Source organism: Paenibacillus sp. FSL M7-0420, assembly GCF_038002345.1.
GTDB lineage: Bacteria > Bacillota > Bacilli > Paenibacillales > Paenibacillaceae > Paenibacillus_AQ.
In genome coordinates this window covers 2,090,251-2,112,488 of record NZ_JBBOCJ010000001.1, presented here as the reverse complement: position 1 = coordinate 2,112,488, position 22,238 = coordinate 2,090,251, and the positions used below count along the sequence as shown (strand labels likewise).

Annotated in this window: 16 protein-coding genes and 1 riboswitch; of the genes, 5 read left to right on the top strand and 11 right to left on the bottom strand. The window is 54.8% G+C overall.

The features are described 5' to 3' along the window. Positions 1–74: 74 nt before the first annotated feature. Both MKX51_RS08860 and pnpS read right to left on the bottom strand, forming a co-directional pair. On the bottom strand, positions 75–803 hold the full coding sequence (locus MKX51_RS08860) for a response regulator transcription factor (RefSeq protein WP_076082862.1): 729 nt from the start codon (positions 801–803) through the stop codon (positions 75–77). A gap of 130 nt (positions 804–933) precedes the next feature. Continuing rightward, positions 934–2,727, bottom strand: coding sequence for a two-component system histidine kinase PnpS (gene pnpS, locus MKX51_RS08855; protein WP_340992092.1), 1,794 nt, complete (start codon positions 2,725–2,727; stop codon positions 934–936). A 387-nt stretch (positions 2,728–3,114) separates the two neighbouring features. Here pnpS and MKX51_RS08850 point away from each other — a divergent pair, with 387 nt between their 5' ends. Then, complete coding sequence (locus MKX51_RS08850) at positions 3,115–3,780, top strand: hypothetical protein (RefSeq protein ID WP_340992091.1); 666 nt, start codon at positions 3,115–3,117, stop codon at positions 3,778–3,780. On the opposite strand, the gene MKX51_RS08845 is transcribed toward MKX51_RS08850, so the two are convergent. Further along, positions 3,751–7,497 (bottom strand): carbohydrate binding domain-containing protein, encoded by a 3,747-nt coding sequence (locus tag MKX51_RS08845; protein ID WP_340992090.1) that lies wholly within the window; start codon positions 7,495–7,497, stop codon positions 3,751–3,753. The genes MKX51_RS08850 and MKX51_RS08845 overlap by 30 nt on opposite strands. An 86-nt stretch (positions 7,498–7,583) precedes the next feature. Then, positions 7,584–10,595 (bottom strand): carbohydrate binding domain-containing protein, encoded by a 3,012-nt coding sequence (locus MKX51_RS08840; RefSeq protein WP_340942219.1) that lies wholly within the window; start codon positions 10,593–10,595, stop codon positions 7,584–7,586. Positions 10,596–11,002: 407 nt separating this feature from the next. Here MKX51_RS08840 and bioB point away from each other — a divergent pair, with 407 nt between their 5' ends. Then, on the top strand, positions 11,003–12,001 hold the full coding sequence (bioB, locus tag MKX51_RS08835; protein ID WP_445321991.1) for a biotin synthase BioB: 999 nt from the start codon (positions 11,003–11,005) through the stop codon (positions 11,999–12,001). A gap of 88 nt (positions 12,002–12,089) precedes the next feature. Here bioB and MKX51_RS08830 read toward each other — a convergent pair whose 3' ends face one another. Continuing rightward, positions 12,090–13,793 carry a fumarate hydratase gene (locus MKX51_RS08830; RefSeq protein WP_340992089.1) on the bottom strand — a complete coding sequence of 568 codons (1,704 nt, stop codon included), beginning with the start codon at positions 13,791–13,793 and terminating at the stop codon, positions 12,090–12,092. 104 nt (positions 13,794–13,897) lie between these two features. Between MKX51_RS08830 and yfbR the strand changes: the two genes are divergently transcribed. After that, positions 13,898–14,542 (top strand): 5'-deoxynucleotidase, encoded by a 645-nt coding sequence (yfbR, locus tag MKX51_RS08825; protein ID WP_340942224.1) that lies wholly within the window; start codon positions 13,898–13,900, stop codon positions 14,540–14,542. A 250-nt stretch (positions 14,543–14,792) separates the two neighbouring features. Here the strand turns inward: yfbR and thiH are convergent, their stop codons facing one another. The 5 genes from thiH to MKX51_RS08800 all read right to left on the bottom strand — a co-directional run bounded on the left by thiH (position 14,793) and on the right by MKX51_RS08800 (position 18,858). Further along, positions 14,793–15,914 carry a 2-iminoacetate synthase ThiH gene (gene thiH, locus MKX51_RS08820; protein WP_340992088.1) on the bottom strand — a complete coding sequence of 374 codons (1,122 nt, stop codon included), beginning with the start codon at positions 15,912–15,914 and terminating at the stop codon, positions 14,793–14,795. A gap of 28 nt (positions 15,915–15,942) precedes the next feature. After that, positions 15,943–16,707: a thiazole synthase gene (locus tag MKX51_RS08815; RefSeq protein WP_340942227.1), complete on the bottom strand. Its 765-nt coding sequence runs from the start codon at positions 16,705–16,707 to the stop codon at positions 15,943–15,945. A gap of 30 nt (positions 16,708–16,737) precedes the next feature. Continuing rightward, on the bottom strand, positions 16,738–16,941 hold the full coding sequence (gene thiS, locus MKX51_RS08810) for a sulfur carrier protein ThiS (protein WP_340992087.1): 204 nt from the start codon (positions 16,939–16,941) through the stop codon (positions 16,738–16,740). After that, positions 16,938–17,606 carry a thiamine phosphate synthase gene (locus tag MKX51_RS08805; RefSeq protein ID WP_340992086.1) on the bottom strand — a complete coding sequence of 223 codons (669 nt, stop codon included), beginning with the start codon at positions 17,604–17,606 and terminating at the stop codon, positions 16,938–16,940. The genes thiS and MKX51_RS08805 overlap by 4 nt, the downstream gene beginning before the upstream one ends. Positions 17,607–17,734: 128 nt before the next feature. Beyond that, a riboswitch (TPP riboswitch) is annotated at positions 17,735–17,837 on the bottom strand. A 148-nt stretch (positions 17,838–17,985) separates the two neighbouring features. Then, entirely contained in the window at positions 17,986–18,858 is an 873-nt protein-coding gene (locus tag MKX51_RS08800; protein WP_076082909.1) for an SDR family oxidoreductase, read from the bottom strand. Positions 18,859–19,147: 289 nt separating this feature from the next. Between MKX51_RS08800 and MKX51_RS08795 the strand changes: the two genes are divergently transcribed. Both MKX51_RS08795 and MKX51_RS08790 read left to right on the top strand, forming a co-directional pair. Further along, positions 19,148–20,311 (top strand): amidohydrolase family protein, encoded by a 1,164-nt coding sequence (locus MKX51_RS08795; protein ID WP_340992085.1) that lies wholly within the window; start codon positions 19,148–19,150, stop codon positions 20,309–20,311. Between the two features lie 17 nt (positions 20,312–20,328). Then, positions 20,329–20,856 (top strand): GNAT family N-acetyltransferase, encoded by a 528-nt coding sequence (locus MKX51_RS08790; RefSeq protein ID WP_340992084.1) that lies wholly within the window; start codon positions 20,329–20,331, stop codon positions 20,854–20,856. Positions 20,857–20,933: 77 nt separating this feature from the next. Here the strand turns inward: MKX51_RS08790 and MKX51_RS08785 are convergent, their stop codons facing one another. Further along, the gene (locus tag MKX51_RS08785) at positions 20,934–22,181 is read right to left on the bottom strand and encodes an S-layer homology domain-containing protein (RefSeq protein WP_340992083.1); all 1,248 of its coding nucleotides are present in this window, start codon (positions 22,179–22,181) and stop codon (positions 20,934–20,936) included. Positions 22,182–22,238: the final 57 nt, after the last annotated feature.

Genomic DNA, 22,238 nt, shown 5'->3' with positions numbered 1-22,238 from the left:
TGTAAAAATCCTTGTACAGTTAGACAATGCCGGAGGAGAAGATGCTTATCTTGTGAGAAAAGAACACCGTCATGTTAAATGACCGGTGTTCTCTTCTTGTTGACGACCAGCTTGTAGCCCACGCCGCGGATGGAATCAATATGCACGGATTCAGGGTCAAGCTCCAGCTTCTTGCGCAGGGAGCTGACATGCACATCGACGGTACGCTGGCCTCCGATATAGTCGAAGCCCCAGACCGCATTCATCAGATCGTCCCGTGTCAGGACGACGCCCGGCTTGCGGGCCAGATACAGCAGCACTTCAAATTCCTTCGGCCGCAGATTGATGCTCTGCCCGCCCAGCGAGACTTCATAACGCTCGGGGTAGATCTCCAGCTGTCCAAGAATAATCGTCGATGCAGACACCGCCGTCTCGGGCGGAGCTTCTTCGGCAATACCTGAGATCCTCCGCAGTACAGCGCTGACCCGGGCCAGCAGCTCGGATACGCCGAAGGGCTTCGTAATATAGTCATCCGCCCCGGACTTCAGTCCGCGGACGACATCCTCTTCCGCATTCTTGGCCGTCAGCACTATTACCGGTGTGCGGATGCCTTGTCCACGCAATTTATCCAGAATGTCAATGCCGTTCATGCCGGGCAGCATCAGATCCAGTACGATCAAGTCAAAAGGTTCTCTAGTCGCACGGTCATATCCTGCCGTTCCATGATCCTCCACCGTCACCTCGTAGCCTTCCTGTGTCAGGTTGTAAGACAGCAGCCGGGCCAGTGTCGGTTCGTCTTCAATGACAAGCAATCGTTGTGCCATAGGTTCCCCCGTCTTTTCATAGGTTATTAATTTTACAAAACTGCACACATGCACATCATAGCACCACAATGTTAACTTGGTGTAAAATCATAAATTTATTCTCTATGATGATCCGCTGTGATCAGTAGGGTTATAGATTCTCTTCCTGCAGCAGCGGCAGTTCAAGGATGAACGAGCTGCCGATGCCCAGATCGCTCTCAACGTTAATGGACCCGCGGTGCAGCTCGACCAGATGCTTCACGATGGATAGACCGAGGCCGGTTCCGCCGGAGCTTCTGGAGCGGGCTTTGTCCACCCGGTAAAAGCGTTCAAAGATCCGGGGCAGATCCTTGCGCGGAATTCCCATCCCCGTATCACTGACTGTAAAGCGCACGCTCTCGGTGCCATCCTTCTTCTGGATGCTCACTGCGGTGACTCTGACATTGCCCCCGTCCTGGGTGTAGTTGATCGCATTGGAGAGCAGATTCATGAAGATCTGGCGCAGCTTGTCTTCATCTCCCTCAATGAATAGCTCTGCAGGCACATCCGAGCTGAGCGTAATCTTCTTCTTCTCCGCTACCTTGCTGAGCGTTTCCAGCACGGAGTCGAAGAACTCGATGAGATGAACCGGGGAGCATTCCAGCTGAACGCGTTTGGATTCGATTTTGGACAGCTCCAGAATGTCGCCGATCAGGCGGTTCAGCCGTTCGTTCTCATCGTAAATAATCTGCAGGAACGAACGCGCCGTCTTCTCATCCGTAACGCCACCCCCGAGGAGGGTCTCGGCGAAGCCTTTTACCGCAGCGACAGGGGTCTTCAGCTCGTGGGAGACATTGGCGACGAATTCGCTGCGCATTTTCTCAAGCCTACGAATCTCTGTAACCTCCTGAAGCAGGAACAGCATGCCCCGGGAGCAGCCGTCCTGAATCATCGGCACCCCGTCCAGACGCACAATCCGCTCCACCGGATTATAAATGCTGCGCTCCTCGTGAATAGGTACACCTGCGGACACTCCATCATCAATCAGCCGGGTAAGCTCATAATGATGCTTAATCTCCTTATAGGAATGTCCAGTCATCTCGCTGTGCTTCACATCGAGCAGCCGTTCGGCGGCCCGGTTAAGCAGGGCAATCTCCCCTTCAGCGTTAATCATCACGATCCCGCCGGTCATATTGTCGAGTACGCTCTGCAGCAGGTCCTCATTGTCGCGGATGGTCTTCAGCTGGGCCTGGAGACTGTCGGCCATCGCGTTGATGGCTGTTGCCAGCTGGCCGATCTCATCCTTGCGCTTCATGGGCACCCGGGCATCGTAATCGAGATCGGTAATCCGCCGCGCCACTCTGGTGATCTGCTCCAGCGGTGAGGTCATACTGGAAGCCACCTTGTAGCTCACCAAGGTTGCGGCAATGAACAGCAGCACCAGCCCGCCTGCCATGATCATCCACGCCCGGTTCAGTCCTTCGGATACGGTATCCAGCCCCATCGACAGCCGGATATACCCGTCAAAGCCCTGATCCGAGGACACGGAACCCGCCACATACATCATTTCACGGTCTAATGTATCGCTGTAACGGATCGCCCGGCCAATCCCTTCCTTCGCGGCCAGCAGCTCCTCTTCGCGGGTAGAGTGGTTGTCCATATCACGCGGATTCTTCTCCGAGTCCCCAATGACCCGGCCTTGCTTCGTAATGAAGGTGACGCGTGACCCGGTCAAGACGGATATCCTCTCTGCCTGTTCTGTATAGTAGTTCAGGGCATCCGGGCTGCTGGTATCCATGAATGAGAAGGTGCCGGAGAGCAGCTTTATTTCCCGGGACATGTTCTCTTCCAGCACGGAAATATGCGAATCCTTGAACAGCTGAGCCATGGTGATCCCGGCCCCGGTCATTGATATTCCTATCAGTGCCATAAGTATGATGGTAAGTCGAATGCGGAATGGTTTCATCTGCGGCGGTCCTCTTCCCTCGTGTTTATGTCCATGAGAACACTCTACCTGCATTTTCGGCAAAATACCAGTTCCGGCGGCGATTATCAACGGGGTGTAAAATGTGCGCTCAGCGGGATGCGGGGGCTGGGAGGAAGCGCCAGGGAAGATTGGGATATTAAGTCGAGGGAGGAGCGGTGTTTGATTCAAGAGCCTGAGGCGAGGGAGGAGCGATGTGGGAGCTTTAATGGACGCTCCGCAAACGGACCGTTGTTCCGATCGCTGTTGTTCCCGGATTTAATTAGAATGGACTCAGCGGTAAAAATCCGTGAACAAAGGCGAACGCTACCGCTTCTCCACAATCAGTCCGCCCGCTACGCTGTTTGAGAGTGGGAGTTACAGTAAACCTTGTATACCTCAAACCCCCGCATACATTTAGCTCGTGCATCCTCGCTCCAGCGCATTGTAATCGGTTTCTCGATTACATTTGATCCGCTCACCCTGCCGCTGAGCAATGTAATCGGTTTTCCGATTACATTGGGTCCACTCACCCTGCCGCTGCGCATTGTAATCGGTTTTTCGATTACATTTGATCCGCTTACCTCGCCGCTGCGCATTGTAATCGGTTTTCCGATTACATTTGGCTCGCTTACCCCGACGCTGCGCATTGTAATCGGTTTTTCGATTACATTTGGCACGCACACCCCCGACCGGCGCATTGTAATCGGTTTTCCGATTACATTTGGCTCGCACACCCCCGACCGGCTCATTGTAATCGGTTTTTCGATTACATTTGGCTCGCTTACCCCAGACCGGCTCATTGTAATCGGTTTTTCGATTACATTTGGCTCGCTTACCCCAGACCGGAGCATTGTAATCGGTTTTCCGATTACATTTGGCTCGCTTACCCCCAACAGGCGCATTGTAATCGGTTTTTCGATTACATTTGATCCGCTTACCTCACCAACCAGAAAACGCCCTCCTAAATGGCGACCGCACCATTTAGAAAAGGCGTTACTGCTAGTTACTTACAAGCTACAAGCGCTATTGGTCCTTCCAGCGCTGCACGCTTAGCGTCACTGTCTGTGCTCCGCCTGCCGGCGTAAGCGTACGGTTCGCAATATCCGCTCCACTGGATGTGGTCTCTACCGTGCCCCAGCTTCCGCGCGTCAGCTTATACGTCACGACGCTGCCTGCCGGAAGGCTCAAGGTGATGGAATGGACGCCGTCACTGCCACGGGTCAGCAGGTAGGCCGGATCTGCCGCATTCCAGCTATTGAATGAACCCGTCAGATAGACCGGAGCATTCGCCGGAGTGGACCCGGGAACGCTGACCCGGAAGGTGACGCTGTCGGCCTGCGGTTCGCTGGTAATCAGGTGGCCTCCCGTCAGACTGGAGCTGCCGGTACCAAAATGATAGTTATTCCCGCCATTGTTATCCCAGGTCCCGCTGCCATTATTGAAGGCTGCGGTTAGGCCTGTGGCGTTGCCGAGCGGAATGATAATGGACTTATAGCCGCTGAAGGTTGAGGCCTGCATCTGCACACCTGGTGAAGTAGTCCAGGTAGTTGCTCCATCCAGCTTGTAATGAATGTATGAGTTACTGAATGCCGTATTCTTGTAATAGATCGTCGCGGTGTTGCCCGCCGGAGTGGCGGTTGGCACAGGGGTCGGTGTTGGTGCTATGGTTGGTGTTGCGCTCGGTGCTACCGTTGGTGCTACAGTCGGTGTGGCGGTCGGCGATACAGTTGGTGTAGCTGTCGGAGCTACAGTGGGCGTAACTGTCGGCGTTGCCGTTGGCTCAGCCGGGGGGCCCGGCTGGATTTTGCCAGACCCGGTGTAGGTCCAGGTACCGGTGCCGAACAGATAATTGCTGCCGCCGTTACTGTCCCAGGTGCCGCTGCCGTTGTTGAAGCAGGCTTCGAGTTGGGTGGCTGCGCCGATATTAATGGTGATTTTGTGATAGCCTGCCACTTGCGCCGCCGGAATCGCTACGCCAGGGGCTGTCGTCCAGGTCCCCCCAACCGGGCGGTAATGGATGTACGGAGTCGAATAACCCTGCTTATAATAGAGCGTTACATTATTGCCCGCCGGTGTGGTGGTAGTTGCTGCCGCACTGAAGCCGGAGAGATTGCCGGAGGCATCATAGGCTTTAACTCTGTATTCATATGCTGTATTGGCTGACAAGCCGCTGTCTGTATATGAGGTGGAAGTTGTTGTTCCGATTCGGACGCCATTGCGGTAGATCTCATAGCCGGTGACACGGATATTATCTGTAGCGGCATTCCAGGTCAGCCCGATAGAAGAAGCATTAATTACCGTGGCCTGAAAATTACCTGGAACAGCCGGAGCTTCAGTATCCGGGACAGCGGGCACATCTGTGATGAACGGATGCGTTCCTTCAATAGTACCTTGCATGCTCTCCTTATATTTGCCGTTCTCCAGCTTATATTTGCCGGCGCCGACATAGACCTGCTGGATATCGCTTTTGGTCACATTGCCTTTAGCATCCTTGGCTTCAATATAGTAGTCTAACAGCTGATCCCGGTAATCGGAGATGTAGGAGAAATACAGGTTCCCGATATCCGTGGCCGGAACCTTCTGCATAATCGTCTTGCTGCTCGGCTGCCAGTCGACACCGTTAATATCGGCGCTCAGGTCACGGACATTCATCGGGTATTCTGTCCACGCACCAACCTTGGCGGGATCAATATCAGGTACTCCTGCTGCGGCCAGACCTGCGGGATCATATACTTTGAACGAATTATCCGCTGCGTCTGCCGTCTTATCGCGGTGTGGCCGGACCTTTACCTTGATCTCGCTGATTCCGCTGGTGTCGAAGGCATACGTATAGATGGCAAAAGCATTATTGTAATGCTGCAGGGTCCAGCCCTCTGCCTTGCTGACATTGGCGCTGCCCGGATTGTACGGGTAACGCTGGGGCCACCAGACGGAGGGGCCGGTTTTGTCTTTGGCCAGCTTTTGCGACACATAGGGCTTCGAGAAATACAGCGATTGATTGAAGGACAACGCCGGCTTCACACTGTCATCCACATTCTCATCGTAATAACCGAACCCCGAGTCCATCGCAGGCAGCAGGAAATACCAGGCCAGCTCAGCGGGATTGGCACCTCCGGCGTAATCATTCGCAGCGTTCCCCTTCACAGGATAAGAAAGCATCCACGGATTCAATTGGTTGCCTTCGTAGGTCACCTCACGGTCCAGCGGGTTCGCCGGCTTCCAGTAATTCGGATGCTCCTCCAGCCAGATCTGCTCGGCGGTCTTGGCATAGTTCAGGGAAGCTTGTAATAACGCGAAATTACGCTCCAGATAATGATAGCCCTTCTCGAAGGATACCGTCATGCCTTCCTCGGCACCCGCCAGATTCTTCTTCGGGGCGTAAGCAGCCCCGTTCACCTGATTGAAGGCCGCGAACTGGCCTTTCCAGATCCCAAACGGCAGATGCCAGTGGTACCAGGTTGGATCGGAGGACGAATCCCGGGTATCGATCCAGGAGCCGTCCTGCACATGGACCACATCGGAAGCGGCCGGTGTATTGCTGCGCAGATACTCATCGATCCCCATTCCAGTCACACCGCTGCTGGCATAGGTGACATTCCCGGCATTACGCCAGGTCTCCTCGGAGCCGGCCCGGCCCGAAGAATTATCCCCGTCATGGGCCACGACAAAAATCTGCTTCTGCGCAACCAGATTCTCATACGGCTTAAGCACATCTGCTTTTACCTGGCCGAGATACCCCTCTTCCCAGGACTGCGCCTGGGCAACAGGCACGCCAACCACTCTCGATTCAACCCCGGTTGCCGGGTCCACATAACGGACCCAATGGGCCGTTGAGGCAAAAGGATATTTATTGTGAACCACCTGCTGTTCATTGAACATCGGTTCACTCACCCAGGCCCCGGCCGTGCTTACATTCTGCAGATCGCTGCGGTTGGGCGGTGAGATCATCGTATCTGTGCCTGGACTGTCCAGCAGCGGATAATCCTTAAGTGTGCGGGAGAAATGGTTGTTGCCGATCACGGACCACTGGATGCCGAGCTTATTCAGCACCGGGATGATCCGCTCTGAGAACCCCAGCTCTGTCGGAAAAAATCCCTTCGATGACTTATAGCTGCTGCCCAGGAAATAAGGCTGAGCCATTGTAGCTCCATGATAGATCATATCCTTGAGCAAATAATCGTTGCCGACCAGAGGTCCCATAGAATGGTGTCCGGAGAAATGAATCAGGTCGAGCATGTTGTCCCCGCCTGTGGTCCGAAGCTGATTCACAGCGTTCTTCCAAGGGGTTCCCCAGGCCGGATTATTGTATCCGCTTACATTTCCTTGTTGTATAATACTGTTCACATTGTTCACTACTGACCCCGACATGGTGACATGCATCTGTGCCTGGGGATGATTGCTGTGCAGCGTGTTCGCCACACTCCAGGGCCAGGTTAAATACGCACCTGTCTTGGCGTGATGGGAATAGTAAGAGACCAGGTCATCGTGGGGCATGGGAGATCCATTCGGCAGATAATAGGGATATCCCGTAGGCGGATTCTGCTTCAGCTGGATGACTTCGCCATCGTAGGTATAACGGATCGGGCTGCCTACAGGCGTGGAATTATAAGTGTTCAGATCATAGTAAGCCCAGAAATTCGGCATATGATTATGATAGACATGCGTAGCGGCAATATCTGCCGAGACAGGGGACACTAATGCCGGAACGGTTAGAAGCCCGCCCAGGAGCAGGGCTGTAATTTTGCGCAGGTACCTGGATTGCTTGGTCATTGGTCAACTCCTTCTGATCGGGTTCATTCTTCTTCGTCAAAAAAAACGGGGGCGGCGGACATCCATCCTTCACCCCCTCAAGCTGCTTACTGATCCTTCCAGCGCTGCACGGTCAGCGTCACTGTCTGTGCTCCGCCTGCCGGTGTAAGCGTCCGGTTCGCGATATCTGTACCGTTGGACGCGGTCTCTACCGTGGCCCAGCTCCCGCGCGTCAGCTTATACGTCACGGCGCTGCCTGCCGGAAGGCTCAAGGTGACGGAATAGACGCCGTCACTGCTGCGGGTCAGCTGATAGGCCGGATCTGCTGCATTCCAGCTATTGAACGAACCCGTCAGATAGACCGGAGCATTCGCTGGAGTGGAACCCGGAACGCTCACCCGGAAGGTTACGCTATCCGCCTGAGGTTCACCAGTCGTCAAGCTTCCTCCTACCAGACTAGAGCTGCCGGTATCAAAATGATAGTTATTCCCGCCATTGTTATCCCAGGTGCCGCTGCCGTTATTGAAGGCTGCGGTTAGGCCTGTGGCAGTGCCGAGCGGAATGGTAATGGACTTGTAGCCGCTGAAGGTTGAGGCCTGCATAGGCACTCCCGGTGAAGTCGTCCAGGTGGTTGCCCCGTCCAGCTTGTAATGGATATACGAATTGCTGAAGGCCGTATTCTTGTAATAGATCGTCGCCGTGTTGCCCGCCGGAGTGGCGGTTGGCACAGGTGTCGCCGTTGGCGCTACAGTCGGTGTAGGTGTTGCCGTCGGCGCTACAGTTGGTGACGCTGTTGGTGCTACGGTTGGTGTTGGCGTCACGGTTGGTGTCGCTGTAGGTGCTACCGTCGGTGTCGCGGTCGGTGTCGCGGTCGGCGTAGCCGTTGGCGTCACTGGACCACCTGCCTGGATATTGCCTGTAGGCGTATAGGTCCAAGTGCCTGTGCCGAACAGGTAATTGCTGCCGCCGTTGCTGTCCCAGGTGCCGCTGCCGTTATTGAAGCAGGCTTCGAGCTGGGTGGCTGCGCCAATGTTAATCGTGATTTTGTTATAGCCTGCTACTTCGGCGGCTGGAATGGCTACCCCCGGAGATGTCGTCCAAGTCCCGCCCACCGGGCGGTAATGAATATATGGATTGGTGTAACCCTGCTTGTAGTAGATCGTCACACTGTTACCGGCCGGGGTAACGATCAGCGCGGCTGCGCTGAAGGCCGACAGATTCATGGCGGCGTCATACGCTTTTACCGTATAAGAATAATTAGTGCTGCCTACAAGTCCGTTATCTGTAAAAGAGGTCGTTGCCGAAGTCCCGATCTTCACCCCGTTGCGGTAAATCTCGTAGCCGGTAACCCCGACATTATCGGTGGATGCAGACCAGGATACCAACGCGCTGGAGGCATTCTGTACGGTGGCTGTTACATTTCCCGGAACACTTGGTGCTTGCGTATCGGTTACCGGCTGGGTTTTGGAGTAGATTTTGGCCGAATTGGCGCCCAGGGTAACTGTAATTTGCTTACCGGTAACACCGCCTGCCTGCACGGTCACAGTATCAGATGGGTTCAGCTGATTCACCAGAACCGTACCTGCGGTAAGCGTGCTTTCGGCGCGCAGCGGCAGCGTCACCGTCTGTGATCCGCCGGATGCATTACTGAATGCTGAGATGACCTCCTGGCCGACATTCGTGCCTGTATCAATCCGCCGGGAGAAGGCGTACAGATTCTGTGCGGACCACATTTCGCGCTGGGTGCCGGTGCGCAGGGCCGGGTTGTTTTTACGGATCTCGTTCAGCTTGGCTACATGCTTGAAGGTACTGGCATTCTCATTGAAATAATTCTCCAGTACATTGCCGTTTGCATCCCGCTTCACCATCGACCAGCGGTTCCACGTATCCGCGATTCCGCCCGTCATAATCTGCCCGTTGCCGTTGCCCTTGTTCTGCTCGGTTCCCTGGAAGACCACAGGCGTTCCGCGCACGGTGAAGATAAAGGACAAAGCATTCTGCAGCTTCTCAACACTGCCCCCGGCCTCGGTCAGGAAGCGGTTGCGGTCATGATTGTCGATGAAGGTTACCATATGGTTAGCGTTGCCGCCGTAGTAGGAATCTTGAGCCAGGGTGCCTTTAATATTCGCGTCAAAAGACTGCCCGTACGCGAAGCTGTTCAGCACGGAAAAGAACAACGGGAAGTCGAGCATCCCCCACTCCTTATTGGTACCGACCCAGCGGGAGACGAATTCGGCATTGCCGTCGAAATTCTCCCCAAAAGTATTCACGCCCAGCAAATTTTGCAGCTCGCCGATATCGGTCGGCTTCATCAGCTTGGCCGCATCGACCCGGGCGCCGTCTGCCCCCGTATAATCAAACCAGCCCTTAATTGAGCTGAAGATGGCCTGCTTGGCAGCAGGAACATCGAAGTCGATATCATCCAGACCGCCCAGATCATGATTCTCCAGATAATCCTGGGCCCACTGATCGTAGCGTCCATCGGCAAGCGACCAGTTAATGTCACCGTTATGGTGATACCAGGCCGGATTATTGAATGGAGCGGCAGGCTGCAAGGAAGGGATATCATAATAAGCCTGGGTGCCCAGCATGTAATCGCCGATGTGGTTGGGAACGACATCGATGATCACCTTAATTCCGAGCGCATGCGCGGAGTCTACGAGCTCTTTCAGCTTTTCTTTGGTGCCGAAGTAAGGGTTGGCCTTGTTCGGATCTTTGACATTGTAGCCGTGGTAGGCCGTGTTCTTGCCTGTGCCGTTGTTCTCGCGGTTAGTCATCTGCGGCTCGGCTACCGGTGAGATCCAGATCGCGGTATAGCCCATATTGTGAATATACGGGAGCTTGTCAATGACCCCCTGCCAGTCGCCGCCCTTCATATAACGGAAGTCCTCCTCGGAGTTCTCCCCGAAGCGGATAGCCGCACCTGTTGCATTATTGGAAGAATCCCCATCATGGAAGCGGTCAACCATAATCTGATAAATCGTGTCATTCTCGGTTACGGTGCCAATACTGGCTGCTTCCACCTTAGCTTGCGGCAGGACAAACAGATTCACCATGACCGACAATACAATGGATGTGATTAGAACGGGAACAAGCAGGCGGTTACGTTTTCTTTTCATTCCTCATCTCCCTCTCATGTAAAACCGAATGCAACACTTTGGAGCCAGCGGATACTCTTGCCGTCAATAACTTGAGTCTAACTAAACGTTGGGGAAACCGGTTTCCCCACTAAAAATTAACATGTCCCTGTATGCGCTGTCAAGACATAATAATTTATGACTTCCGCAAGCGGGTTCCTATATGGGCTGCCGACTCTGCAAAACATGAAAAAATCATTATTCAGCACAGCTCTTAAAATTCCCTTTACAGAGATGTTCAGGTCTGCTAAAATATCCAAAGCTAATTGTAAACCTAAATTAGTTATTAGGTCTACAATAGAAATATACGGCGCTCTAATACTTCAGCGTACCAAAAACAATACAATTCGAGCTTAATTGGCTATTCAACCTATGGGAGGATGATTGAAATGACCACAATGGGAGCGGAGATGGAATGGCAACTGCTTGCCGATAAAGCACTACGTGGAGAATGTTTAACATTAGAGGAAGGACATGCTGTACTCGAAGCCAACGACGATGAGCTGCTTCTGCTCATGCATGCAGCGTTTAAGGTGCGAAAGCATTTTTACAGTAAAAAAGTCAAGCTCAATATGATCATCAACGCTAAAAGCGGCCTTTGCCCCGAGGACTGCGGCTACTGCTCGCAATCTATTGTGTCGACGGCTCCGGTTAAAAAATACCCCTTGCTAGATAAAGACACCTTGCTCTCAGGCGCACGTGAAGCTATGGCACGCAAAGCCGGGACCTATTGCATTGTAGCATCCGGAAAAGGGCCGACAGACAAGGAGCTAGACCAAGTGGCGGACGCGGTTAGAGAAATCCGCCAGACAATGCCGCTAAAAATTTGCGCATGTCTAGGCATTCTCAGGGATGATCAAGCCAGACGTCTTGCTGAAGCCGGCGTACATCGGTACAACCACAACTTGAACACCAGTAAAGCCAACTATCCTGCCATCACGACGACCCATACCTTTGAGCAACGCATTGAAACTGTGGAGAAGGTAAAAGCACACGGCATGTCCCCCTGCTCTGGTGTCATTATCGGTATGGGCGAAACCAATCAAGAAATTGTTGAAATGGCCTATGCGCTCCGCGAACTGGATGCGGATTCGATTCCAATCAATTTCCTGAATTCCATACCGGGAACCCCCTTGCAGCACGCTGGCCGCACGCCGTCGACTAAAGCGTTGAAGGTACTCGCCCTGTTCCGTTTCATTTGTCCGTCTAAAGAAATCCGCGTGGCTGGCGGCCGGGAGATCAGCCTCCGTACGCTGCAGCCTTTATCTCTGTTCGCTGCAAATTCACTCTTTGTAGGTGATTATCTAACGACAACAGGCCAAGATATACCGGCTGATCATCAAATGATTGAGGACTTGGGCTTTGAGATTGAACAAAATGCCCTTTAGGACGGTGCAGAGCATTCATTCAATAAAAAAAAGCGGCAGTCCGGACTTCAATTTCTCGTCCTTAACTGCCGCTGTTTCTTTTTATGGGTTACTTAAACACCGGTTCCCGGAACTGGGCCAGCTTGGCGGCGGAATCCTTCTCGACATCGGCATGCAGGCTGTTGCCGTGCGCATCCATAGTCACTATCGCTGCGAAGCCGTCCACCTGTAAATGCCACATCGCTTCAGGAATACCGAATTCCATGAAGTCTACCGCGTTGACCTTCTTGATACATTCTGCGTAATACTGCGCTGCACCGCCGATGGCATTGAGGTAGACCGCGCCGTGCTCCCCTAAGGCCTTAAGGGTCTTGGGTCCCATACCGCCTTTGCCGATTACGGCGCGGATACCGAACTTCTTGATAATATCGCCCTGATACGGCTCCTCGCGGATACTGGTCGTCGGGCCAGCCGCCTTCACATGCCAGCCTTCATCATCCTTCAGCATGACCGGGCCACAGTGATAGATGACAGCACCGTTGAGATCGACAGGGGTATCGTGATCCATGAGGTATTTGTGCAGGGCATCGCGGCCGGTGTGCATCTCGCCGGAGAGGATCACCACATCGCCGACGCGCAGGCTGCGGATATCCTCCTCACTGATCGGTGTGGTCAGGCGGATCTCGCGCGAGCCGCCTGAGCCGGCGGAAGCTACCGCAGCCGGTTCGGATGCTGCCCCATTCCCTGAGACGGCCGCATCCGAAGCTGCTTCACCCGTCCCGGATACAATAGCCGGTGCCGCAGGAATCGTAGCATCCTCTGGCACCACGCCGGAAGCTGTCCGTTCTGCCGCAGCTACACCCACAGGTTCAGCAACAGGCTGCGGTGCAGCTTCCCCCTCAACAGATATCCCGGTGCCGCTCTCATACAGCCAATCCTGAATGTCACCGGTAGCCGGATGAACCAGAATGCCCTGGCGGCGGAAGGCCCAGCAGTTGTAGGCTACGGAGACAAAGAAGCTGGCAGGCAGCCTGTTCATTACTCCGATTTTGCAGCCCAGCAGCGTCACTTCACCGCCGAAGCCCATCGTGCCGATTCCGAGCTTGTTGGCATTCTCCATAATGTAATGCTCCAGCTTGCCCAAATCTTCATTAGGATTCACATCCTCAACCTTGCGGAACAGCTGCTTCTTCGCCAGCTCATAGCCCGTGGTACGGTCGCCGCCAATGCCTACACCAATGAATCCTGCGCTACAGCCCTGGCCCTGCGCCTGGTACACGGAATGCAGGATGCACTTGCGGATACCGTCGAGGTCGCGTCCGGCTTTGCCGAGTCCCTCCAGCTCTGCCGGAAGGCTGTACTGGATGTTCTTATTCTCGCAGCCGCCGCCCTTCAGGATCAGCCGGACGTCAATGCTCTCTTCCTCCCACTGCTCGAAGTGAATCACCGGAGTCCCTGCCCCCAGATTATCCCCGCTGTTCTCGCCGGTTAGCGAATCTACGGAATTGGGCCGCAGCTTCCCGTTCTTCGTAGCGCGGGTAATTGCGCTGTGAATATCCTTCTTCATCTCTATCTGATTCACGCCCACCGGCGTATGAATTATAAAAGTCGGCATCCCCGTATCCTGGCAGATCGGCGATATTTGCTGCTCCGCCATTCCGATATTCTGCGCTATCGTGGTTAGTGCCAGTCCGGAGCGTGTCGCCCGGTCTTCCAGCGCCCGCCCTCTGGCCACTGCCCGGCGCACATCGCCCGGCAGGTTCGTGGAGGTCTCTACAATCAAATTATAAATGCTCTCTTCAAAATGCTGCATCTTCATTCAGTCTCCTCTCCATCTGGTTCAAGCGGCCCTAACTCTGGTACAATTAGTTACTATAATAGCACATTAAGCTGCTCATGAAAGGGGTTACTTCAAAATTGAACTACCATTTCTCCGCCTATCTCTACCGGCTGCAATATATCCAGCGCTGGAGCCTCATGCGCAGCACCGCCCCGGAGAACGTGGCGCAGCATTCGTTCCAGGTCGCCCTGCTGGCGCACATGCTGTGCACCATCGGCAATGCCCATTTCGGCCGGTCGCTGAACGCCGACCGCGCATCCACGATGGCGCTGTTCCACGACGCCACCGAGGTCTTCACCGGCGACATCGCTACGCCGGTGAAGCATAACAACTCGCGTCTGCTGTCCAGCTTCCGCGAGATGGAGCAGGTGGCCGCCGACCGGCTGGCGGCCATGATCCCGCCGGAGCTGAGCGCAGTCTATGCGCCGCTCCTGCAGCCGCACACCAGCCCGCCCGGCTCCGAGGATGCCGGACTGCTCCGCTACGTCAAGGCAGCGGATGTGCTGGACGCTTACCTGAAATGCGTCTGGGAGGTCGCCGCAGGCAACCGCGAATTCGCCGCTGCCAGGGAGCAGACTGCCGCGAAGCTGCATGTACTGGAGATGCCTGAGATGGAGTATTTCCTTAAACACATGGCTCCGGGCTTCGAGATGTCGCTGGACGAGCTGACTTCCAGTGCGAGTCAGGGACAGTCTGCCGGACAGCCTGAATCTATAGAGTAGATAGAGTACACACATACATTTGGCCCATCAGCCTTCGCGCAGCACATTGTGTTTAGTTTTTCGCATACATCCGGCCATGCGCTTTCCTGATAAAAGGAGAAGTCAGCGCGTGAAGCCTGTACCTTATATAATGCAAACAAACCCGCCATAAGGCGGGTTGTTTGCATATGGCCGGGTTAAATTAGGTTAGTTTGGTCAGCTTAAGTTAGGCTCGGTTTAACTACATCAAGTTAGGCGAGATCCAATCAGCCTACCTCAACCCAAGCGGCTCGGACAGGATATCCCAGTCCTTGAATACCGGCTGGAGTCCTTGCGAGCGCAGCATCTCGGCCATCTCGTTCACGCTGCGGTTGTCCGAGATTTCAAACTGCGGCGTTCCCCCTTCCAGGGAATGTCCTCCCACTTCGGTGGATACCCCGGCGGACATCTTCGTGATGCCGAGCTGGACCAGATGATCGCGCAGAGCGGCAGGCTCGCGTGTGGACAATGAGATGCCGGAGCGCGGCAGGAACAGGCGGTACGCCAGGATGATCTGCACCAACGCACGGTCGGTAACATCGCTTGCCGGGTTGAATTCGCCTAAGTAAGGCCGGAATCGGGGAGTCGACAGCCCTATTTCGCATTCCGGGTACTTGTCCTGTAAATACCTCGCATGCAGCGCAGTTGCCAGCGCCTCCTGGCGCCATTCGTACATGCCGAGCAGAGCCCCGATATTTACCGAACGGAAGCCCGCCTGACAGCCCCGCTCGGGAGCATCCAGCCGGTTGCGGTAGACACGTTTGGGTCCTTTTACATGCAACGCACGATAAGTCTCCTGATGGTAGACCTCCTGATAGAGCGTCAGACCGTCCACCCCGGCTTCTCTGAGCTCAGCATATTCGGCTGTCGAGAGCGGATTCACTTCAATGCTGACGGAGGCAAAATAGCGGCGCAACACATTCACGCAGTCCCTCACATAACCGGCCGGACTGTCACTCCGGGATTCTCCGGTCAGGATCAGAATGTGGCGCAGGCCCGTGGCTGCGATGATCTCTGCTTCCCGGGCGACCTGCTCCAGCGACAGCTTTTTGCGCGGAAAATCATAGATAGAACTGAAGCTGCAATACGTGCAGTGATTCACACAAAAATCAGCCAGGTACATCGGTGTAAACAGCTGCATCACATGGCCGAAATGCGTACGCGTTAACCGGTGCGCCTTCTGCGCCATCTCCTCCAGATAAGGCTCCGCTGCCGGTGACAGCAGGGCCATCAGCCCCTCTTCATCGATCCGCTCTGCACGAAGCGCACGCTTCACATCCTCTGCCGTATAGCGGCTCCATAGCGTTCCGTAAGGAAGCTGCTCCAGCCGGGTCATCGTCTCATAAAAGCTCATAACCGTTCTCTCCTCCCTATTCCATCTGTCAGGCCAAGAACCCGGTCAACGGTGAAGAGGCTGCCGCCGTCTCCTCTACAGGCCCTAGTCCAGCGAGATAAGCCTTGCGCCCTGCAGCTACCGCGTCACGGAAGGCTTCTGCCATCAGCAGCGGATCTGAGGCGGTGGCAATCGCTGTATTAAGCAGCACCGCTGCGGCCCCCATCTCCATCGCCTCAGCCGCCTCGGACGGTCTGCCGATTCCGGCATCCACGATCACCGGCAGCTCCGTCTCGGAGATCAGAATGCGGATCAGTTCCTTGGTCTGCAGTCCGCGGTTGGACCCGATCGGCGCTCCCAGCGGCATCACGGCCGCAGCCCCCGCTGCCTTCAGCCGCAGGGCAGCGGACAGGTCAGGACTCATATACGGCAGCACCACGAAGCCCTCAGCTGCAAGAATCTCGGTCGCCCGGATGGTCTCGGTATTATCCGGCAGCAGATATTTCTGGTCGTTGATGACCTCAATCTTCACCCAGTTCCCCAGCCCCGCCGATCTCGCCAGCCGGGCAATCCGTACTGCTTCCTCTGCGGTGCGCGCACCGGAGGTATTAGGCAGCAAGGTCATATGGGAAGGAATATGGCTGACAATATTGTCACTGCTCTCCGGGTCCACCCGGCGCAGAGCAACGGTAATGACCTGTGAGCCTGATCGCGTAATCACCTCGGGAATGAGGGTGTTGCGGCTGTATTTTCCGGTGCCAATGAACAGTCTGCTGGTTAGAGTCACTCCGCCAATCATCAATGAGTCTTGCATGTTAACGCCTCCTGGAATAAGTCTTCTTGTTTAACCTCCGCCTACAAAATGAACCAGCTCCACCCGGTCCCCCTCGCTGAGCAGTGTCTCTCCATAAACCTCTCTGCCGGCAAGCTCACCGTTCAGCTCGACAATCACCAGCTTACCGGCCCACTCGGGCCGGGACAGCAGATCCTCCAGTGTCCGGCAGCTCTCCCCGAGCCTTTGCGTCTTCCCGTTAACGGTCACATTCATGCCTGTTCACCTCCTGCTGTGCCCTGTGCTTGAGCCATATCCAGCGTTTCAGCCAGCTCTGCTGCCCTGTGAACCGCTGCCCTGTACGCCCGGGCCGCTGCCACCGGGTCCGGGGCTCCGCAGATCCCCGACATGACGGCAATGCCTGCCGCCCCTTGGGCTAACACCGCCCCGGCATTCCCCGGGGTAATCCCTCCAAGCGCAATCAGCGGGATGCGGCTCCAGCGGACAGCCTCTGCCAGCTGCGCAAGTCCGCGTGCCTGCTGTCCGGACTTGCATGCCGTAGGGAACACATGCCCGTAGAGGCAGAAGTCGGCTCCCTGCCTTCCAGCCTCCGCCGCCTCTTCCCGCGAGTGTACCGATCTGCCGATCCGCAGGCCCGGTGCAAGTCCGCGTGCTGCGGCTGGAGGTAGACTGTGCCAGGCTAACTCTACACCGCCTGCCCCGGCGGCCAGGGCAACATCGATCCGGTCATTAATGACCAGCTTCGAAGGCGGAACCCCGGCCTGAAGCATCTGCTGCGCCGCTGCCAGCAGTTCGCGGGCGGGCATGGCTTTTTCCCGGAGGTGGATATAATCCACTATAGAATGTACCGCCACGGCCCATTCGGCGAGCGCTTCAGGCGGCAGCCGCCCGTCCGAGACCGCATGAATCTCATACAACACTCTTTCCCCTCCCGTCTGCTCCAAGCCCGCTCTGCACCACCCCGCAACACAAAAAAGACCGCTCCCCGTAAAGGAAGCAGTCTGGAATAGAAGCAGGAATACCGGGATTAGCCGTATACCCCCGCTGCATTATTCGTTCTCCACTTCCCTACGCTGGTATAAACCAGATCAGGTTCAAAGGGTCCGGACAACTACGCCCGTCTCAGCCTTGCGGCACCCCTAGTGATCGTTCTATGCGGTTGTTTCGTCTTGCTTGTTGTATATTAGCATATTATTTCTGTTAGGGCTATACCTATCTCGTCTCACAAAAGCCAGCCTCCCGGCTGGCTTCTCCACATTTGCTGAGCAAATTGTGTAATACGTATGGTTACACTGCTTCTTATCCGTTCACAACCTCGCCGCCGTTCACATGCATCACCTGTCCGCTCACATAGGAGGAATCGTCCGAGGCCAGGTACACATACGCCGGTGCCAGCTCTTCAGGCTGTCCCGGGCGCTTCATCGGCTGGGTGCCGCCGAACTCACTGACCTTCTTAGCGTCAAAGGTTGACGGGATCAGCGGGGTCCAGATCGGTCCGGGCGCTACCGCATTCACGCGGATGCCCTTATCCGCCAGATTCATCGACAGTGACCGGGTGAAGCTGAGAATGGCTCCCTTGGTGGACGAATAGTCCAGCAGCTGCGGGCTGCCGCGATACGCCGTGATGGAGGTGGTGTTAATGATCGTAGCGCCTTTTTTAAGATGAGGCATAGCGGCCTTGGTCAGATAGAACATGGAGAAAATATTCGTCCGGAACGTACGCTCCAGCTGCTCCGCCGTAATGTCCTCAATATGATCCTGCGGATGCTGCTCCGCCGCATTGTTAATCAGGATGTCAAGCTTGCCGAGTCCTTCAACGGTTTGACGTATCAAGCTCTGACAGAAGCATTCGTCCCCGATATCCCCGGCGATCAGAATACACGTTCTGCCCTCCTGCTCCACCTGGCGCTTGGTCTCTTCCGCATCCTCATGCTCGTTCAAGTAGGAGATCACCACATCCGCACCCTCCTTGGCAAAATGAACGGCAACCGCACGCCCGATCCCGCTGTCGCCTCCCGTAATGAGCGCAGCCTTTCCCAGCAGCTTGCCTGCTGCCTTGTACGCCGGTGTCTCAAACTCCGGAAGCGGGTTCATCTCACTCTCAATTCCGGGGCGCTGATCCTGCACCTGCGGTGGTAAAGTTTTGACAGGTTGCTTGCTAGTGTCTGGCATAATCCATTCTCCTTTCGCTGTCCACAGTATTGTTGATCAATCATGTTAGCATGGCTTAAGGTCTGGTGTTTATGCATCAGGCAGTGTGCCTGCTTGGCTCTACGTTATGTTACTTACCACACTTGACAGCCGCCCAAACAAGTAATCTTCATTCAACGATACCTATAGCAGAACGATAGTCAGTAAGTAAGGAACGTTTCCAAAAAGAATATTATCTATATCCGCTAGGGGGAAAGCCCTATACTTTGTGAGGAAAGACAACTACCTTAACGGAGAGGACGCTTCCACCATGGGAAATGAGCGCATCTTGCTGGTGAACGGAACGGTAATCGATGGAACCGGACGGCCGCCGCTGCATCATACAAACATTGAGATTGTTAATGGCCGCTTCGGCACCATAACACAGCAAAGTGACATTAACGGGAGATCCGGGCCTGACTCCGCAACTAAAGTGATCGACCTAGAGGGTCTGTTCGTTTTGCCGGGGTTCATTCACACCCATGCCCATACCAGCTTCAAGTACATACAGAATGAGCCGCTGCACGGATATCATACGGAATATTTGGCCGCGTGCCTTGCAGAAGGAATTACTACGATCCGCGATGAGGGAATGACTACGGCAGCATCGATTGACGATGTAGTCACACATACGCGGCAGCTGGAGAGCGGTGCTTTTCCCAGAATTCTTACGTCTGGCAAGGTCTTCACAGCTCCAGGCGGTTACGGTGGTCAGGAACCTATCGGCGTAGAGAGTGTGGATGAGGCGCGGCTTAAGGTCCGTGAAGTCCTGGAACAAGGAATACATTTCATCAAAACAGCGCTGGAAGACGGCTACGATCCTGCTACCGCCGGACTGCCCCAGCTGAATCAGGAGATTCTCGAAGCGATCTGCCGGGAGGCCCGGAGCATGGGCACTTACGTATCTGCTCATGTTACAAGTGCGCGCAATCTTCAGATTCTGGTGGATGCTGGGATCAGCGATGCTGCGCATATGATTTACGACCGGCTGGACGATCAATTGATCCGGCAAATGGTGAGCGGGAGCATCCGTATCGTCCCCACACTCACCGTACTCCAGATGTTCCAGGACAAATTCGGTGCGCCGCTGCTGGAACAAGGGCTGGATAATGTCCGGAGATTTATTCAGGCAGGCGGGGAGATTGGACTGGGGGACGATTTTATCGAAGAAGCTCTTCCGTGGTACAGAGCCGGCATGCCGTGGAAGGAGATCCAGCTGTTAGGCCAGGCCGGCCTCTCTCCGATGCAGATTATTATGGCTGCCACTTCATCCGGTTCCAAAATCTGTAATCTGGATCATGAACTCGGTACCATTGAGACAGGCAAGAGGGCCGATCTGTTGGTCGTCGGGGGAGATCCGCTGGCGGATATTAGCAACCTGCGTCAGGTCAGCTGGGTAATGAAAGACGGCAAGATCGTATCGAAATCATACTAGCAGGAGGCTATGGCACAATGAATGCAAGAATAACCTTATCTCCGGTCACCCCGGACGATATCGATTTCATCACAGATCTGGAAATGAGCGTTTCACTCTGGCCCTTCGAGGATATGATTCCAACCGACAAGGAGGCCGTCCGGAAGACTGTGGCGGAACGAATCTATAGCGACTGGCACAAACAATTCGTGATCCGGCTCGCCTCCCCGGAGGCAACCCCTGTAGGGGAAGTGCATATACACTGGTATGTGAAAGAGCGCGAGAGCTGGGAGCTGGGCTACAGTCTTTTCCCTGAATACCGGGGGCAAGGCTACTGCACTGAAGCAGCGCAGCTGGCCTTGAAGCTTGCTTTTGAAGAATGGAAGGCCCACAGAGTTGTGGCTATGTGCAATGAATACAATACCTCATCTATCAAGGTACTGGAACGCTTAGGCCTGACCCGCGAAGGCGTATTCCGGGAAGAAATATACTGGAACAACCAGTGGGTCGACCAATACTTTTATGCGATATTGGACCGGGAGTACCTGGGGCGTAAAGGGATATAGATCTATACAGACAGCAATGCTGATCCCAATGCTCCTCATGACGCCCCTTAGAAGAGAGCAGCCCTTCATTCAGAATTCTATTCATCTTCCTTCACAATTGCATCCTGAACCTTACCCGCACCCCTAACCTTTGTTGACATATTCAGAATCGCCTGCGTCACCGTTGTCCCTTCATCTAGCTCTATCTTAACCCCTGTTGCAGAGGCAGCGGTCTTAAGCGTGCGTATGGAGCCTTTTTGCAGGTGGAGGACGGGTCCTTTGGCTTCAATGTTCACATCTCCGAAATTGCCGTTAAGCGTCACTACGATCCCGGCTGCAAGGCCGGATGGCAGATCAATATCTGTGAACCCTTCTCCGGTACCCTCCCCCTCATCCAGAATCACACTGGACTGTACCGACAATGCCTTCACCCAGGTTGTACCTTCGGTGACCAGGCGGGCAGTTCCACTATTCTTCTGCACAATCACTTGGTTCATGGTTGTGTTCTTTAGCACTGAGGGATCTCCGCTGCCCTGTATGATGACCTTGCCTAGTACTTCTACACTATCCAAGTTCACCTCTCCGTTGCCGATTCCTTCCTCCAGGACCAGGTCTCCAAAAATCTTCAGATTCTGCAGCAGCACATCATAGCCGGATACAGTGACATTGTTATAGTATTTGATGGCTCCTGGTTCAAAGCTTCCAAGCCCCTCAGAATGGCTGATAGTTACACTCTGCAAGCCGCCGCTTGTGACATTGTAGTAATCCAGCAGTGCAATCGCTTCGGCCCGGGTCATCGCCTGTTCTGGAGCAAACCGCCCGTCCGGGTACCCCTTCATTCCTCCGTCATTGATCAGTGCAGCGACATCGGCTTCACTCCAGCCTGCGATCTGATCCTTATCGCTGAACATGGATAATACCTCCGTGCTTCCCGTCTCAAAATACATCATTCTGCTCACCATAATCGCCGCCTCCTGGCGCATAACGGGATCGCCCGGACGAATCGTGCCTCCGTAACCCTTGATGATGCCCACTTCCAGCGCTTTCGAGATTTCTTCGTATGCCCAGCTCGTCTTAGGCAGATCGCTGAAATCAGCCTTCACCTTGCTCTCAGCCGTCAGCCCGGCCAACTGGTTGATTAACGCGATAAATTCCGCTCTAGTGATCGCCTGATCCGGCCGGACTGACCCGTCCGCGAATCCCTTCAGCCATCCCTGTTCCAGCCAGCGGCTCATCTGCTTCTGCGCCCAGTGTCCTTCATAATCGGCTGCCGCAGACATATGCCCGGCTGAACCCAGCAGCAAGCCCAGACTCAGCCCGACCGTTACTAATTTTCTTCCTATCATTACTGCGCTCACTCCTAAGTATGTATGTGATGCCAAATGAACCAAGCACCTAACCAT